18 protein-coding genes and 1 tRNA gene are annotated in these 13,988 nt (G+C 63.7%); 12 read left to right on the top strand and 7 right to left on the bottom strand.

The features are described from left to right. Window positions 1-28: 28 nt before the first annotated feature. Window positions 29-667 (bottom strand): hypothetical protein, encoded by a 639-nt coding sequence (locus ETR14_RS03525; protein ID WP_129383388.1) that lies wholly within the window; start codon window positions 665-667, stop codon window positions 29-31. Window positions 668-785: 118 nt separating this feature from the next. On the opposite strand from ETR14_RS03525, the gene ETR14_RS03520 reads away from it, so the two are divergent. Continuing rightward, entirely contained in the window at window positions 786-1,346 is a 561-nt protein-coding gene (locus ETR14_RS03520) for a GNAT family N-acetyltransferase (protein WP_165356296.1), read from the top strand. A gap of 288 nt (window positions 1,347-1,634) precedes the next feature. Here ETR14_RS03520 and ETR14_RS28110 read toward each other — a convergent pair whose 3' ends face one another. After that, window positions 1,635-1,811 carry a hypothetical protein gene (locus ETR14_RS28110; RefSeq protein WP_165356295.1) on the bottom strand — a complete coding sequence of 59 codons (177 nt, stop codon included), beginning with the start codon at window positions 1,809-1,811 and terminating at the stop codon, window positions 1,635-1,637. Window positions 1,812-2,039: 228 nt separating this feature from the next. Between ETR14_RS28110 and ETR14_RS03515 the strand changes: the two genes are divergently transcribed. The 5 genes from ETR14_RS03515 to ETR14_RS03495 all read left to right on the top strand — a co-directional run bounded on the left by ETR14_RS03515 (window position 2,040) and on the right by ETR14_RS03495 (window position 6,453). Then, a complete protein-coding gene (locus ETR14_RS03515; protein WP_165356294.1) occupies window positions 2,040-2,543 on the top strand; it encodes a BLUF domain-containing protein in 504 nt (167 codons plus the stop codon). A 376-nt stretch (window positions 2,544-2,919) separates the two neighbouring features. Beyond that, a complete protein-coding gene (locus tag ETR14_RS03510; protein ID WP_129383386.1) occupies window positions 2,920-3,240 on the top strand; it encodes a hypothetical protein in 321 nt (106 codons plus the stop codon). A gap of 82 nt (window positions 3,241-3,322) precedes the next feature. Continuing rightward, window positions 3,323-5,080, top strand: coding sequence for a hypothetical protein (locus ETR14_RS03505; protein WP_129383385.1), 1,758 nt, complete (start codon window positions 3,323-3,325; stop codon window positions 5,078-5,080). 168 nt (window positions 5,081-5,248) lie between these two features. Further along, a complete protein-coding gene (locus tag ETR14_RS03500) occupies window positions 5,249-5,722 on the top strand; it encodes a hypothetical protein (RefSeq protein ID WP_129383384.1) in 474 nt (157 codons plus the stop codon). 98 nt (window positions 5,723-5,820) lie between these two features. Then, complete coding sequence (locus tag ETR14_RS03495) at window positions 5,821-6,453, top strand: glycoside hydrolase family 19 protein (protein WP_129383383.1); 633 nt, start codon at window positions 5,821-5,823, stop codon at window positions 6,451-6,453. 53 nt (window positions 6,454-6,506) lie between these two features. On the opposite strand, the gene ETR14_RS03490 is transcribed toward ETR14_RS03495, so the two are convergent. Together ETR14_RS03490 and ETR14_RS03485 are read right to left on the bottom strand one after the other, a co-directional pair. After that, window positions 6,507-6,582: transfer RNA gene (locus ETR14_RS03490), tRNA-Val, on the bottom strand. A 351-nt stretch (window positions 6,583-6,933) separates the two neighbouring features. Next, on the bottom strand, window positions 6,934-7,497 hold the full coding sequence (locus ETR14_RS03485; RefSeq protein ID WP_129383382.1) for a helix-turn-helix domain-containing protein: 564 nt from the start codon (window positions 7,495-7,497) through the stop codon (window positions 6,934-6,936). A 104-nt stretch (window positions 7,498-7,601) separates the two neighbouring features. On the opposite strand from ETR14_RS03485, the gene ETR14_RS03480 reads away from it, so the two are divergent. The 3 genes from ETR14_RS03480 to ETR14_RS03470 all read left to right on the top strand — a co-directional run bounded on the left by ETR14_RS03480 (window position 7,602) and on the right by ETR14_RS03470 (window position 9,273). Further along, window positions 7,602-8,090 (top strand): metallophosphoesterase family protein, encoded by a 489-nt coding sequence (locus ETR14_RS03480; protein WP_129383381.1) that lies wholly within the window; start codon window positions 7,602-7,604, stop codon window positions 8,088-8,090. 71 nt (window positions 8,091-8,161) lie between these two features. Then, on the top strand, window positions 8,162-8,809 hold the full coding sequence (locus ETR14_RS03475) for a glutathione S-transferase family protein (protein ID WP_129383380.1): 648 nt from the start codon (window positions 8,162-8,164) through the stop codon (window positions 8,807-8,809). Window positions 8,810-8,820: 11 nt separating this feature from the next. After that, a complete protein-coding gene (locus ETR14_RS03470; RefSeq protein ID WP_129383379.1) occupies window positions 8,821-9,273 on the top strand; it encodes an OsmC family protein in 453 nt (150 codons plus the stop codon). A 608-nt stretch (window positions 9,274-9,881) separates the two neighbouring features. Here ETR14_RS03470 and ETR14_RS03465 read toward each other — a convergent pair. The 3 genes from ETR14_RS03465 to ETR14_RS03455 all read right to left on the bottom strand — a co-directional run bounded on the left by ETR14_RS03465 (window position 9,882) and on the right by ETR14_RS03455 (window position 11,621). Beyond that, window positions 9,882-10,787 (bottom strand): GNAT family N-acetyltransferase, encoded by a 906-nt coding sequence (locus ETR14_RS03465; RefSeq protein WP_129383378.1) that lies wholly within the window; start codon window positions 10,785-10,787, stop codon window positions 9,882-9,884. Window positions 10,788-10,876: 89 nt separating this feature from the next. Next, window positions 10,877-11,143, bottom strand: a complete 267-nt coding sequence (locus ETR14_RS03460) for a hypothetical protein (protein WP_129383377.1) — start codon at window positions 11,141-11,143, stop codon at window positions 10,877-10,879. Window positions 11,144-11,228: 85 nt separating this feature from the next. After that, window positions 11,229-11,621, bottom strand: a complete 393-nt coding sequence (locus ETR14_RS03455) for a hypothetical protein (RefSeq protein ID WP_165356293.1) — start codon at window positions 11,619-11,621, stop codon at window positions 11,229-11,231. 293 nt (window positions 11,622-11,914) lie between these two features. Here ETR14_RS03455 and ETR14_RS03450 point away from each other — a divergent pair, with 293 nt between their 5' ends. From ETR14_RS03450 to ETR14_RS03440, 3 genes are all read left to right on the top strand, one after another. Beyond that, window positions 11,915-12,151, top strand: a complete 237-nt coding sequence (locus tag ETR14_RS03450; RefSeq protein WP_129383375.1) for a hypothetical protein — start codon at window positions 11,915-11,917, stop codon at window positions 12,149-12,151. A gap of 202 nt (window positions 12,152-12,353) precedes the next feature. Next, on the top strand, window positions 12,354-13,379 hold the full coding sequence (locus tag ETR14_RS03445; RefSeq protein ID WP_206185961.1) for an SMP-30/gluconolactonase/LRE family protein: 1,026 nt from the start codon (window positions 12,354-12,356) through the stop codon (window positions 13,377-13,379). Between the two features lie 99 nt (window positions 13,380-13,478). After that, window positions 13,479-13,961 carry a MucR family transcriptional regulator gene (locus ETR14_RS03440; protein WP_129383374.1) on the top strand — a complete coding sequence of 161 codons (483 nt, stop codon included), beginning with the start codon at window positions 13,479-13,481 and terminating at the stop codon, window positions 13,959-13,961. Window positions 13,962-13,988: the final 27 nt, after the last annotated feature.

Below are 13,988 nucleotides of genomic sequence, written 5' to 3'. Positions count from 1 at the left end.
GCTCGGCTGCCGCACCGCGCGCGACATCTCAGGCGCAGCCTTCGACATATTGGATGCTCGGCCCGCCGGCGTGGATCGCTTCCACACGATTGTCTCCGCCAAGCTCATAGACGATCCCTCGAGCCTTGGGATCATCGACATAGTTCTCCCCTGCGCCGCCGCTCTGCCAAACCGTCAAATATGCGGCGGGCGCCGGCTCATATTTGTGTGGAGTCTCGCGCGCCGCTTCACCATAGGCATCGACAATCCGCGCCTTTGCTTCCCCGATCCCGATGCCACGGTCCGTCTTGACCGCTGCGCTCCCGGTCAGGGAAATCCGGGTCAGCCGTCCGTTCTCGACCATCACCAACAACCCACTCGGCGTCCGCACGGGATGGAACTGGTCGCACTGTTCCGGGTCGGGGCCCCCCACAGCTTTAGGATCGGAATCGGCTCCGACGCTCGCGGTGATGTCGCGCACGGTCATGCCGATTCGCAGCGGTCCCCAGCCGGTGGCGCTCAGGGCCTCGGGCTTGTGGTCCCCGCTCTGTGCAGGTCGTGTCGGCAGAGCCGCAGACGAGGTCTGCTCCGACAGCGACGGGTTCGCAGCAACCCTTGATTGCGAGTCCGGTTCGGGTGTGCCGCAACCGGCGACCACCATCGCGAGGATGAGGATCGTGCGTAGCATGGCTTTCCTTTCCGACAATCGTTCGAACGGGCCCGCATAGACATGGGTCGGCGATGTTCATCAAGTGCGTCTAACGATGAGGCTGACGCCTAAACTGCGCACCTGCTAGATCGGTGCCATGTTGCCGAAGCTGATCCCATTCGCCATCGAACATTTCGAGATCCTCTCCAGCTGGTTCGATTGTGAAGCGGACCTCGTCCGCTGGGGCGGGCCATCCCTTCGCTTTCCCTTGGCCGCGGACCAGCTCCAGGCGATGATCGACGAGGGCGAGGGGCCTCGTCCAGAGCGACTGTGCTGGATGGCGGCTTTTGGCGACACGATGGTCGGCCACGCACAGTTGGTCTTCGACTGGCGGAACGACAGCGCGCGGCTGGCACGGGTCGCGATTGCGCCGCAAACTCGTGGTCAGGGGCTTGCGGCGCCGATGCTTCGCATCGTCGTTGCACGGGCCTTCAGTTTCCCGGAGCTTCAACGACTGGAGCTGAACGTCTACGCGAACAACGTGCCGGCGATCCGCGCCTACCGACGCCTCGGCTTTGTCGCCGAGGGCACTCGACGTGCGTCGACACGCGTCGGCAACGAGCGGTGGGATACAGCGCTCATGGCCATGCTGCGGCCCGAATGGGAGCGCGCCGGTCCCCAATTATGTGACGGAGCTCCGACCGGCAGCGGGGCGTGAGCGGCACACTGACGTCTGCCGGCCCGTACGTCCGAGGCGTTTGCGATTTTCGCTTGACCGAGAGCGAGACTTGTGCGATTTCCGCAAATAGATGCTGCCCTGTTCTGCGAACGAGCCGCGCGCGAAGGAAGTACCCTGCGCCAAGATGGGGTCTGGAACCTAACATGGATCAGTCTGTTGATCGTCCGTCTGGTCTCACTACCAGGCTCTGGACGGTGGAACTGGGGCGCTTGGCGTGAGCGGGTGCCCCATTTTCTTGAAGGCCGATGTCACTCGCCTGGATGCGGCTTAGTCATCGCGTGGGTAAAGCCCGATGACCAGCCAGAGCGAGAAGCTCATGAACGCTGCCGCAAGCATGGGGCCGCGAGGATCGTAGGGTATCAGGGCGGCAGATGCGAGCATCGTGACGATGGCAGCGCCGATCGATAAAAGAGCGAGTATCCATTCGGCGCGGCGTCGTTCCATGTCTCGGGCAAGGCAACCGGATCGGACGGCAAGTCAAGCGTCTGAGACATATGTGACACCCAGATCAGGGCATCCGAGCTGATTGCCTCAGCCGTCTGAAGTGCATACCGGACTTGTTCGTTGAAATAGGATCGTGAAGAACCGGATAGATCGGCAGTCCAAGCGGGAACAAGACGCTTATTGCTGTGGACGGTCGTCCCCGATCGGGGCGGAATTGCTCCTCCAGGCGTGGATTTCACTGCAACTTCTCGCTCCGGCCGTGGTTTTGCTCCGAAAGTTTTTCCCGGCCCTCGACGAGCGGCGGCGCGGGAAGGGGAACGAAAGGTCCTTGGTTTGAAGTCGCTTCTCTACGCGAGTGCCAGTGCGCTCGCGCCCGGCGATGAACAGGCGGAAATCGAGCGGATCGTTACGTCCGCGCGCATGCGCAACTCGCGCCTCGGAATCACCGGAACGCTCGTCTTCACCAAAACCAGTTTCGCGCAGATCCTGGAGGGGCCCAATGAGGCGGTCGACAGCTTGATGGAGCGTATCGCCAAGGATCCTCGCCACGATCAGGTCACCGTCGTGGACACGATCGAGGCGGACGCGCGGCTGTTCGACGGTTGGTCGCTCTCTTACTCCGGCGCGTCCCGTTACGTCGACAAGCATATCGCACCGTTGCTCGACGGCGGCGGTCGGGAAGAGGCGCAACAGCTGCGGAGACTCATGAAGGCACTCGCCGCGGTGGCGTGAGGCGCCGGCAAGCGTGATCGGATCGATCGCGTCGCGCCTTACCGGCTGTAAGCATTTCGGTGGCCTCGCGAGGCCGGCAGCCGCGCTGCAATACCCATCAGCGATATAACGCCCGTGCGGCGGTCGCACATCCGGCCGGCCAAACGACTGAACCTGCGCCGACTTGGACGGAACCAGGCGTTCGCCGGTTCCGGCGTTGGCTATTGGATGCGAACGCAAACGATGTGCCTGGTCTCGGCCGACCGGGCACACCGCGGATATTGCGGCGGAAGCTTCGCTTCAGCCTTGCTGCGCAACGCAGTGACCAGCTCGCGGCGATCGAGCGCCAGCCGGCAGGGCCGGGCGCCCTGTTTTTCAAAGCAAGTGGAGAGTAAAAATGGTGACCATCGCGATTGCGGTGCAGGCGGACGGCTGCGTGCCGTGTGCAGAGGACGCTGCGATTCTATTCGATCTCGGCGTCAGCTACGCCACAGGTACCGGCGGCAAGACGATCGACGCGATCGAAGCGCACAAGTGGCTTAATATCGCGGCGGCTTGGGGTCATCGGCCGGCGGCTGAGGCACGCGCATCGCTCGCGTCCGATATGACACGTGCGGAAATTGCCGCCGCCCAACGCGCCGCTCGGAGATGGATCGCTGCGCCTTCGGGTCTTCCACCAGCGCGCCCAGCGGCGGCCATCGTGGAAAGCACTGACTGAACCGGCGCGCAGCGGAGGCTTCGCTGCGCCGTATGCGTGAACATCAAAAACCGCCCGTGTGCCGGGCATCTTGGAGGTGGATATGGCTTTGTTCGGTGGTTCAGGCAGACGTTTGAAGGCGATCCAGCAGCCGGCGAGCCCGCTGATGGTCCTTGCGCCTCCAAGTGGCGAGCAAGACATGTTCGAGGGCGGGGGCGCGGCAGCGTTGTTTCCCAACCGCGAGCCCCAGCTTCGGCCCTATGATATCCATGCACCCTATATCGATGGGACGCGATTGCGCCCCGCCAGGTTCTTGCCGGATCTGGCGCAATTGCGAAGCGACCACCCGGACGACTATCCCGCAGCGCCTTTTGCCGACGCTGCCTACGATCCCGAGATCGTTGACGGGGCTGCGGCGGGCGACGATGGCCGTTCCTCTGACGAAACAGACGAGATCGTCGTGTCCGCACGCCGGCAGCGCCTGACGCCTGCGCAGTGGCGGGCGTTCGAGGCCCGGCAGGCTGCTGCAATCGCCGCGGAAGAGCGGGAGTCGGCAATACCGCTACGCGCCGCTCGCGGAGAGCGCATCGATGCGACGCCACAAAGAGCGTGGGTGGGGGACGGGGGCTCGGAGTCTCTGGTCGAGCCGACCGGAGATTACGTTCCGAAGGACAATCCGGCTCTGGCTGGGGTGCGCGACATCTACCGAAAGATGCTCGCTGCCAACCGACCGCATCACGAGGTCCGCCGCTTCCTGAAAGGCCGTGGCATCGTCAACGCCGATACGCTCACCTCCGTGCGGCGCCAGCTCGCCTTTCGTCGGCATCACCCCGAAGTGCCCATCTCGGCCTACTCCACCGACCAGCTTGACGACATGTGGGTCGAAGTGGACCCCTACAGGGTGGAAGCCAGAAAGCAGAAGGAGGCAATGGAGCGCTTCCAGGGAAAACCCGGTGCCGAGGAGGTGATCACCCAAGGGGTGGTGATGGGTTTCCGAGATGAAGGAGGCGGTTTCGGCAACGTGATCAAGAATGGCTTGATGTCGCCATTTACCGACGAGGAATTCGATCCGTACCGTGCTTACCAGGTCGGAAAGCAGATCGAGCTAATGCGCCTGGAGGAAGCGAGAGGGAACGTTGGTTGGGCTGCAGTTCCACTGGAGGTCGCGGGTGCGTTGCTGGCTGCCAATCCGACAGGCGTAACCAAGCTGCCGTCCGCGCTTGAGCGAGTGAAGGCTGCCAGAAACCAGGGGGCGATCGAAGGTATGGTTTCCGGCTTTGGCAACGGAGAAGGGTTCGTCGATAGTAGTCTGAGCGCAATATCTGGAGGGGTGCTTGGCGGATCGACCGCTACGCTCTCCGCGTTGGCGCCGGAATTGCCTGGGATGGCCGCCGCGCTCATTCGCCGTCGTCGAGCGTTGCGCCGCGGCGTTCACCCTGCTGGATCGGTCGCAGCAAAGAGGGAAGCGCACGGCGATCAATCCTATCGCGGGATGGGAAACCATTTCTACAGCCGGGCTCAGATAAAAGAGTGGCTGAAGAATGCGCCGCCGTGGCTCCACGGACCGATCAAGTGGTTCCGGGACAGCCCCTTCAACGTCCTGAAGCGCGATACCTATCGCGAAATGTACGTGGATCATTACCTCAACGATCCGCGCTTCTGGGGGGCGAGGATGCCCAAGGGTATGGGCGGAGGATGGAGGGGCAAGGATTTGGGGATCAAAAAGCACGACGATCTTCAGGCAACAATCCTCGGTGCGCCTCCTGCGCTCAAGATGGTGGTGGGAGTGCCGTTGCTGGGAGCAAATGCGGCTGCGGGCTCGTATTTGTTCGGGCGTGATGGTGAATCAAATGACGAGTAAACTGCTCCTCATGCTAAGTCGCGAAACGCTCAGCAGGCAGTTGGCTTTACTTCTTCATATCGACAACCTTGTTCCCCAGCGATAAGCAATCACCAAGCGCGCTCCACGCTCGATTTCCGTTCGAATGCGAGTAAGCGTTTTGAGGCGCACCATGCAGGAGAGAGAAAGATGGATCGGCAGCATGCGGCGCTCGACATGGGTTTTCCTGGCGGGATCGAGTGTCTCCATGATTTTCCGGATGAATCGCCGGACGATAGCGAAATAGAGACTGACCCTGGTTGGTGGTCCATCACTGAAGCGATCGTCGGAATCCTTGAGAGCGGTGGGTATGTCTCTGAGAGCGTTGAGCCCGAGGAAGAACATTCCTGCTGGCTCATTTCCTTGTCGAAGGGTGGAGAGGAGCTGCACGTACGGGTTTACGCTCTCGATGAAGTGATCATCTCCGCAGAGAAGATCGGCAAACGAAAGAATGATCCCGCCGCTCGAGAGCTTGTTGGAGCACTTCTGCATTTCCTCTGGGGTGAGATGGAAAGGGACGGCCGGTTCAGGGACATCGAGTGGCTGACCTACTCGATCAGCGGGCTCGGGTTGGTCGCGCCGATCGGCGAGCCGGGGCCGCGCGCTCTTGGAGGCCAGAAATGAAAACCTCCAATCAGCGCCATTTGGCCCCTTTAGGTCACGGACGCCAATGTTGTTCGAGCTGAAATAGACTAAGAAGCAAGCGTCTTGGGGGGAAGGATATGGATGTAGCAGGTCTTCAGAAGCGGCTGATAACGCTCGGCCAGGATCCTGGGCCCGCCGACGGAATCCTCGGCGCTCGGACCTATGCGGCGCTGCTGGCGCACGTCGCGGGGCGGCGGCTCGATGATCGCGGGCGGGCGCTCGGCGCGGGAGCTGCGGCGCACTTCAACGCCTATGGGGTGACCACGCCGCTTCGGCTCGCCCACTGGATCGGACAGATGGCGCATGAGAGCGGCGGGTTTCTGTACTTGCAGGAACTCGGCGGGCCTTCCTACTTCTTCAAGATGTACGACAAGGATGGCAGCCGGCCGCAGGTCGCCGCGAAACTTGGCAATGTCGAGCCAGGCGACGGCGCCCGTTACTGTGGGCGCGGTATCATCCAGCTGACCGGCCGCACCAATTATCGGGTAACGGGCGCCCGGATCGGCCTCGACCTCGAGGACCAGCCGGATCTTGCCGCCGAGCCGGACACTGCGGTGTTGATCGCCTGCGACTATTGGCGGCAGAAAGACATTAATGCGCTGGCCGACCGTGACGATATCGTCGCCGTGACCGAAGCGATCAACGGCGGCACCAATGGGCTGGACGATCGTCGCAAATACACGCAGCGCGCGAAAGACGCTCTTCTGTAGCCCTCCAGTGGAGGTCTGACCATGCCAGGCATGCCGGCAGGCGCTTCGACGCCTGGTGGGCGCTGACGGGCTCGAACCGCCGACCCTCTCGGTGTAAACGAGATGCTCTACCAACTGAGCTAAGCGCCCTTTGCAGGAGCGAGCGCGTTTGCGGGACTTTGGACGTCCGGTCAAGTCGATAGCAGGAAGGCCGCCACGCGACTGCATTTGAGCTCATTGGCTCCCGCTGCTGCCGTCACCGTCTTCAACAAGCCGGCGTTGATGACGGACGAGGACTGGCGGCGCGGCCGCGACCCGCCACCGCGCGTCGCGACGAGATGCTGTCGGCCGGTGCCGTCAGATATGGATCCAGCCGGTCAGCAGCAGCAACAGCAATGTGCCGATGGCGGTGAGCAGCAGCGAACCGGCGCATCCCATTCGGTTCGAGAAAAAGAAGAACAAGGGTCGACTCCGCTGATCTCTCGTCAACGCGGCAGTGGTTCAGAGGCTCCTGATCAACGTCACCGCGACTCCCGCCCATGGCGGGATGGCCACCACCACCTGCCGCTGCCCCGGTCCGAGCGGCAGGATGTGGAGCTTGCCGGATTCCCGGCCGATCAGGCGTCCGAACAGGAATCGGCCGCCTGGCCTTGGAACGAGTACGTCCCGATTCAGCGCGGTGCCGAGCGCTTCGGGCGGGACCCGATTGAGCCAGATCTGATCGCCTGCCCGGTAGTCTCCGATTCCCGCTGACACCGCGATCGCGATGCTGCCGGCCACCGGCCGTGGCTGGAGGGACATCTGCTCGCGCCTGGGCGCCACGGCGCCATCCGCGCCGAGCATAGCCGCAACTGGCACATCCTCGCGATCGGGCAGGCGGACGAGATCGCCGGCCTCGACCTCGAGTGCTGCGGCGATCCGGTTCAGCCAGCCGACCGAGACGGTACGGTTGCCGGTCTCGAGCCTGCCGATCGTCTGCGGCGTGGTTGGCGGCATGCAGCGCCCGGCAACGTCCTGGAGGGTCAGCCTTCTCGCCCGGCGGACTTCGCGGATGCGGGTGATCATCGCCTCTCCTCGCCTGTTCGGTACGCCAATGTGGGACAAAGAGCGCCGAGCTGGCAAGTCGCCGACGGGGCGGCACCGGCGCGCCCGCGCCGCGTTGGCGGCCTATGACGCGCTTCTTCACCAGCGACACGCATTTCGGCGATCACCGGGTGCTCAACATCCACAAGCGCGCATTCGCATCCGTCGCGGAAATGGATGCGGCTCTCGTCTCGGCCTGGAATGCATGTGTCGCACCGCAAGACGAGGTTTGGCACCTCGGGGATTTCGCCCGCAAGGCCGCGGACGTGCCGGACCTGCTCGGCAGCCTCAACGGCACCAAGCACCTCATCCGCGGCAACAATGATCCGCCGGGCACGCTGGAGGCGGGCGGCTGGGCAAGCGTGCACGACTATCACGAAATTGATGAGGAGGGGGTGAAGCTCGTTCTCTGTCATTACCCTTTCCGCAGCTGGAATGGTCAGCACAAGGGCGCGCTCAACCTCCATGGCCACAGCCATGGCAAGCTGAAGCCGATCCCGCGTCAGATCGATGTCGGCGTCGACGTGTGGAGCTGGCGGCCGGTGACGCTTGCGCAACTCCGCGCCGGCAGCTGATCTCCCCGCCCGCTTGTGCGGAAAAGGGGAGGGGCGTAGGGAGCTGCGCAAGGTTCGGATGGGGGTTCGCGATGATCGTCTACGGCTCTTCACTATCACCTTTCGTACGCAAGGTGCTCGTCTACGGGGCGGAGAAGGGGATTCCGCTCGAGCATAATCCGCTTGGCTTGGGATCGGAGGAGCCGGACTTCGTGGAAGCGAGCCCGTTCCGCAAGATACCGGGTTTTCGCGACGGCGACTTCTCGATCTGCGATTCGACCGCGATCATCACCTATCTCGAAGCGCTGCAGCCAGATCCGCCCCTGATACCCGTCGAGCCGAGGGCCCGCGCCCGAACGATCTGGTACGAGGAATTTGCGGACACCATCCTGATGTCCGCGGGGCGTACGCTCTTCTTCAACCGCATCGTTGCGCCGCGTTTCCTTGGACGCGCGGGCGACAGCGAGGCCGCGGATCGCGCCGAGCGGGACGAGTTGCCGCCGATCTTCAACTATCTGGAGACTGTGGTTCCGGAGAGCGGCTATCTGGTCGAGGATCGGCTGACCCTTGCCGACATTGCGGTGGCGAGCCCGTTCGCCAATCTCGATTATCTCGGTGTCGGTCCCGATGCCGAGGCCTATCCCAAGACTGCCGCCTACGTGCACGGCATCCTCTCGCGGCCAAGCTTTGCGAGCTGGATCGAACGCGAGCGTGATTTCCTGCAGCGCAGCGCGGCCTGATCCGCATGGCCATGGCCGACCACCTCGCAATCGTCGAATGGAGCGCGGACGGTGCGTTCGAGAGCGGCCGCTACAGCCGCCGCCATATTTGGCGGTTCGACGGCGGCGCAGAGATCGCCGCCTCGTCCTCTCCGCATGTCGTGCAACCCCCGTTTTCCGATCCTTCGGCCGTGGATCCGGAAGAGGCGCTGGTCGCCTCCGCCTCATCCTGTCACATGTTGTGGTTTCTCCACGTCGCACGCGACGCCGGCTACCGGGTTCGGCAGTATCGCGATGAAGCGCATGGCAGGATGGGGCGCGATTCTCAGGGCCGAATGGCGCTGCTTCGAATCACGCTGAGGCCGCAGATCATATTCGATGGGCAGGAACCCGATCCCGCCGCCCTGGAACGGCTCCACGAAGCGGCGCACGAGCAATGCTTCATCGCCAATTCGCTCAGAACGGAAATCGTCGTAGAAAGCTGAACCCGCTCGATGCTCTCCCGGTCAGGCGCGGCCCGAGGGGTGGTGTGTCGCGGCGGTGGGACGACGCGCTTCGTATCGGCTCCAGCCGCAGCGGGGGCAGCTCTCTCCCTCGAGAGCTGCATGGATGCCCCACGGAGTGCTCTGCGAACAGATGAGCGGAACCGGGCCGGAACGGCCCAGAAGCTGAGGCTGGCTTGCCATCAGGCGAACGCTCCCATGGTTGAGGAGGGGCGCAGATCAAGATCGTCCATCGAGACTTCTCCATGCTGCAGTGCACCAACGATCGCGCCTGCCGCCCTTGCGGTCAAGCAGGTTGGCAAAGGGCGCGATTATTTCGCCGGGCTGTGGACGGATCCGAAGATCAGCCCCGGCGATAGCGGCGACGGAACGCCCGCACGCGCAAGGTTGTAAGAACTGCGCTGATCAGCAGCAGGAGCAGAAGATACGCAAGAACCGGCATTTCGACGTTCCTTTCGAAAGAGCGTGATTTGCCTGCCGTCAACGACACGGCCCGTCCTTCCGTTTCGGCGTGGTTGTGCGAGGTTCAGCTTGGCACGACGCGCTGGTTGTGGAGCCCGACGAACCGCATCAGTCTCGCCCGAACGGGATTATTCCTCCAGTGAACGAGCATAAAGATAGGCTGCCCTGGTCCAGCCTATCCGGCGAAAGAAATCGGGCGCCGCGCCGAGTTCGATCTCCGCCATCGCCTCGACTCGGGTGCAGCCAGCATCGGCCAGGCGCGCTAGCGCTTCTTCGACGAGCGTACGGCCGATCCCGCGACGGCGCATCCGCTGCGCCACGATGAGCAAACTGATCCGCCCCAGCGGCGCATCGTCCTGAAGCAGCGGCACGGCGTGCCAGGTGAGGCAAGCCAGAATGTCTCGGTCCTCTTCCGCCACGATCGGCGCTTGGCCGGCCTTGCGCAGCGCGGCGATGCGCCTTGCAACCGCCTCCTTGGTCGTCCCCGCTCCGAGCAGATCCGCGATGCCCGCCGCGTCCGCGGGACGCGCATCGCGAACTTTCAGGATCGCTCGCAGCGGAGCCGGCGCCGGAGGCGGTGATGGCGGCGGCGGCGGCGGAGAAGGCGCAGGAGCCGGGCGAGGCCGAGGCCTTTCGGCGGCGGGCGCGACAATGCGGAGTTTGGGCTTGCTCCTGGGTGGGGGCTCGGCGCCGGCCCGCGGTTGGGCCGCCTTCGAGGGTCGCTCTGCCGGAGGTGTCGCTGCGGCTGCCGTTCCGCTCTTCGAGCTTTTTGCCGGCGGGGTCGCGGCCGCAGCGGCGAGCGAACTCTTCCAGTCCGCGACCAGGCCCTTGCGAAGAAAGGATTCGATCTCCTCGGGCGAGGCGGTAAGGCCGTCGGCAGCGATGCCGAACACGTCCCGATCGGTGCCGGCGTCCTTCAGGCCGTAACGGCCATAATCGCCGACCCCCGGGGTTCTCCGGCGCGATTTGACGAGACGGCAGCCGCGATTGGCCGCCATCTCCTTCAGCATCTTGTCACGGTCGCTTTCGGCCATCGGTCTCGCTTCGCAGCTTCGAATGCGATGGCGGCATCGCAGCGATCGCGCAAGCCGGGGCAGCGAAGCGTTTGCTGCCCGGCCGGGCGTCAGGCGTCCTGCTTGGCCTTCTTGGTCTTGGCGGCCGGTTTCGCGTCGTCGTCCGCCTTGCGGCCGCGCACGAGCGGGATCGCCGCCGCCGCGGCAAGTCCGGCGACGACCACGGCGCCTGCCGCGATCACGGTCTTGGGATTGTCACGGGCCAGTTCCGCGACCTTGGCGGCCCTCCCGGCGGATGTCGGCTTGTCCTGCTTCAGCGCTTCCTTCTTCTCGGCAGGAGCGGCATGCGGCATGGCGGAATTCGGGATGTGCGACATCGTCACCTCTTTCGCGTGAATGTGGGAATGGATTGGGAACGGAGCGATCCGGCCAAGGTTCCCGAACTGTCTCCCGCGCGAGAGTTCAACTGCACGCCCAATCCGCATCGACTTTCTCGATCGGGCGGTCGCGGGCGCCGCCGACACTGACGGTTGCCGGCCCCTGCGAGATCATTTGCTGGCCGGCGGCGGGCACGGTCCTGCCGATGCTCACGCTTGCGCCGTCTGCGACGAAGAACCCGCCCGACGGGCCCAGCGGGCCGCCGATGCGAAGCCGCAGGATGCGTCCGTCGAGCCGCGCGATCGCGCCCCGCGCATTGGCGAGCAGCAGCAGACGCTCGCCCTGGACGAGCCTGCATCCTCGGCCTTGCCGAAGATCGGCGGGGACATCGGTGGCTGTGATGGTCCCGAGCCGCGGGCCGTCCGTATCCTGCGGATCCTTGAGCACCCGCGCATCCTCGATCCGGTTGTACAGCACGTCGGCAGGAAGGTCGGACGCGCTTGCCTGCTCATCCCCCTGTCCGCACCCGACAAGCAGCAGCAGGATCGCACCCGCAAGACTGCGTTGGACGGGGCCGGTGCAACGAGTGCGTGGGGGCTCTGCCGGCGATGCGGCTCGGATCTGCGACATGATCGACCAACGAGCATCGCAGCCCGCGGTTGCCGTTCGACCGCGGCGACTCCGCGGTTTGTGCCGTGCGCGGTGCTTCTGAAACCTTGGCCGTGCTTGTGAGTAGAAGTTCGAACCTACAGCGTGCGGGAGGCAGCGATATGATGCCGGCATTCTACTTCCACTTGCGCGGCGACGAATATCACGTGCCCGATCTTACTGGCCAGGAGTGGCCCGACGAGATGGAGGCGAGACGGGAGGCGGAGCGACTTGCCGCCGAACTCGTCGACACCGCCCGGCTCGCCGGCGGTCTGCCCCGTGGCGGCACCATCGAGGTTCTGGATGCCGATCAGCGGCCGATCCTGACTCTGCCGCTGCAGAGTGGCGAACGCAAATGACGTCCAATGGCTGGTGGGGCGCCTGTCCCCGGGAATAGCGCGCTGCCCACCTGGACCGCTCCAGCATCCCGAACTTGATCTTTGCTGCCATTTTGCTGCACCAGCCTCTGCGAGGATTGGCGGACCACCGGTCGCTTTCGGCGGAGCGCCGTCGAAGCGATCGATCGGCTTCCGGCGATCCGAGAGCGGAGGGAGCGTGCCGATGAGCGTTTTGCGGATGATTGCTCTCGGCAGCCTGCTGGCGACGGGAGGATGCATGAGCGGGGAGAGTGCGAGCAGGACTTATGAGACGGTTGGCAGGATCGTTGCTCCTGCGCCCGCTCTCGCTGCGCTGGTGCCGGCCGATGCGCGCATCGAAAAGCTGGCCGATGGGCTGACCTGGAGCGAGGGGCCGGTATGGATAAGAGACGGCCGCTATCTTCTGCTGAGCGATGTTCCGGCCAACAAGATGTACCGATGGTCGGAAGCGGACGGGCTCTCGGTGTTCCTCGAACCATCAGGTTTCTCCGGTCCCGATCCATCCGGTTTCCGGGAGCCAGGATCGAACGGCCTGATCGAAGGACCCGGTAACACCATCCTTGTTGCGGATCATGGCAATCGCGCGGTCGCGCAGCTCGATCTGGCGACCAAGAAGAAGACGTTTCTCGCAACGCATTTCGATGGCAAGCGATTCAACTCGCCCAACGACCTGGTACGTGCCTCCGACGGCTCGATTTATTTCACAGACCCGCCTTATGGCCTGGAGGGCATAAACCAGTCGCCGATGAAGGAACTGGGCTGGAACGGAGTTTACCGTCTGAAGCCCGATGGTGCCGTGGAACTGGTGATCAAGGACCTGACCTTCCCCAACGGCATCATTCTTTCCCCCGATCAGCGCACGCTTTACGTTGCGAATTCGGATCCGGATCGTGCGGTGATCATGGCCTATCCGCGTTCGGAAAATGGAAAGATTGGAGAGGGTCGGGTTTTCGCCGACTTGACAGCCCTCGCCAAGTCGGGATTACCAGGTCTTCCGGATGGAATGGCGATCGACAAACAGGGTAATCTTTTCGCCACCGGGCCTGGCGGCGTCCATGTCTTCACTCCGACGGGGGAGGAGCTCGGACGCATCGATACCGGCACTGCCGTCGCGAATTGTGCGTTCGGCGAAGACGGTCGCACGCTCTTTCTCGCCTCGAACAACTTCCTCGGGAAAATACGGTTAAACACAATAGGGCTTGGATATTGACGCGAAGTGGCCGAGTAGCGCCGCAACCGAATCAATCCCGCAAAATTGCTTCGGACGTGATTCTTATTCGAGATTCATCGCGTGACCACGGAGAGTGCAATGGAAAATGAACAGCTTGTGCAACTGACTGCCGACATCGTCGCAGCTCACGTCGCCAACAACAACGTCGCCGTGGGCGACGTCGGCAACCTCGTCCAGCGAGTCTACGAGGCGCTCTCCGCGCTCGAAAAGCCGGCCGAGGAGGCCAAGCAGGAAGAGAAGACGCCGGTCGTCTCGGTCCGCGCCTCGATCAAGCCGGAATATATCGTCTGCATGGAATGCGGTGCCAAGCAGCGCATGCTGAAGCGCCACCTGATGACCGCCCACCAGATGACGCCGGAGCAATATCGTTCCGATTACGGTCTGCCGCGGGACTATCCGATGGTCGCTCCGAATTACTCCGAGCAGCGCCGCGCGCTTGCCCACTCGATCGGTCTCGGCCGCAAGAAGGGTGGCGAAGAAGCGCCTGCACCGGCCGCCGAGCCTGCAAAGGCCTCGGGTCGCGGTCGTGGTCGTCCGCGCAAGGCCGCAGCGGACGCCTGATCTCGATTGCCGCATGACAGAACGCCT

The sequence above is a fragment of the Sphingosinicella sp. BN140058 genome (assembly GCF_004135585.1).
Classification (GTDB): domain Bacteria; phylum Pseudomonadota; class Alphaproteobacteria; order Sphingomonadales; family Sphingomonadaceae; genus Allosphingosinicella.
Note: the sequence above shows the minus strand (reverse complement) of the source record. Positions and strands in the feature narration are given on the sequence as shown.

What these genes read in the sequence shown, in the direction of transcription:
- ETR14_RS03525 (WP_129383388.1), bottom strand. Translation starts at nt 667, where the DNA reads ATGCTACGCACGATCCTCATCCTCGCGATGGTGGTCGCCGGTTGCGGC.
- ETR14_RS03520 (WP_165356296.1), top strand. Translation starts at nt 786, where the DNA reads ATGTTGCCGAAGCTGATCCCATTCGCCATCGAACATTTCGAGATCCTC.
- ETR14_RS28110 (WP_165356295.1), bottom strand. Translation starts at nt 1,811, where the DNA reads ATGGAACGACGCCGCGCCGAATGGATACTCGCTCTTTTATCGATCGGC.
- ETR14_RS03510 (WP_129383386.1), top strand. Translation starts at nt 2,920, where the DNA reads ATGGTGACCATCGCGATTGCGGTGCAGGCGGACGGCTGCGTGCCGTGT.
- ETR14_RS03505 (WP_129383385.1), top strand. Translation starts at nt 3,323, where the DNA reads ATGGCTTTGTTCGGTGGTTCAGGCAGACGTTTGAAGGCGATCCAGCAG.
- ETR14_RS03500 (WP_129383384.1), top strand. Translation starts at nt 5,249, where the DNA reads ATGGATCGGCAGCATGCGGCGCTCGACATGGGTTTTCCTGGCGGGATC.
- ETR14_RS03495 (WP_129383383.1), top strand. Translation starts at nt 5,821, where the DNA reads ATGGATGTAGCAGGTCTTCAGAAGCGGCTGATAACGCTCGGCCAGGAT.
- ETR14_RS03485 (WP_129383382.1), bottom strand. Translation starts at nt 7,497, where the DNA reads ATGATCACCCGCATCCGCGAAGTCCGCCGGGCGAGAAGGCTGACCCTC.
- ETR14_RS03480 (WP_129383381.1), top strand. Translation starts at nt 7,602, where the DNA reads ATGACGCGCTTCTTCACCAGCGACACGCATTTCGGCGATCACCGGGTG.
- ETR14_RS03475 (WP_129383380.1), top strand. Translation starts at nt 8,162, where the DNA reads ATGATCGTCTACGGCTCTTCACTATCACCTTTCGTACGCAAGGTGCTC.
- ETR14_RS03470 (WP_129383379.1), top strand. Translation starts at nt 8,821, where the DNA reads ATGGCCGACCACCTCGCAATCGTCGAATGGAGCGCGGACGGTGCGTTC.
- ETR14_RS03465 (WP_129383378.1), bottom strand. Translation starts at nt 10,787, where the DNA reads ATGGCCGAAAGCGACCGTGACAAGATGCTGAAGGAGATGGCGGCCAAT.
- ETR14_RS03460 (WP_129383377.1), bottom strand. Translation starts at nt 11,143, where the DNA reads ATGTCGCACATCCCGAATTCCGCCATGCCGCATGCCGCTCCTGCCGAG.
- ETR14_RS03450 (WP_129383375.1), top strand. Translation starts at nt 11,915, where the DNA reads ATGATGCCGGCATTCTACTTCCACTTGCGCGGCGACGAATATCACGTG.
- ETR14_RS03445 (WP_206185961.1), top strand. Translation starts at nt 12,354, where the DNA reads ATGAGCGTTTTGCGGATGATTGCTCTCGGCAGCCTGCTGGCGACGGGA.
- ETR14_RS03440 (WP_129383374.1), top strand. Translation starts at nt 13,479, where the DNA reads ATGGAAAATGAACAGCTTGTGCAACTGACTGCCGACATCGTCGCAGCT.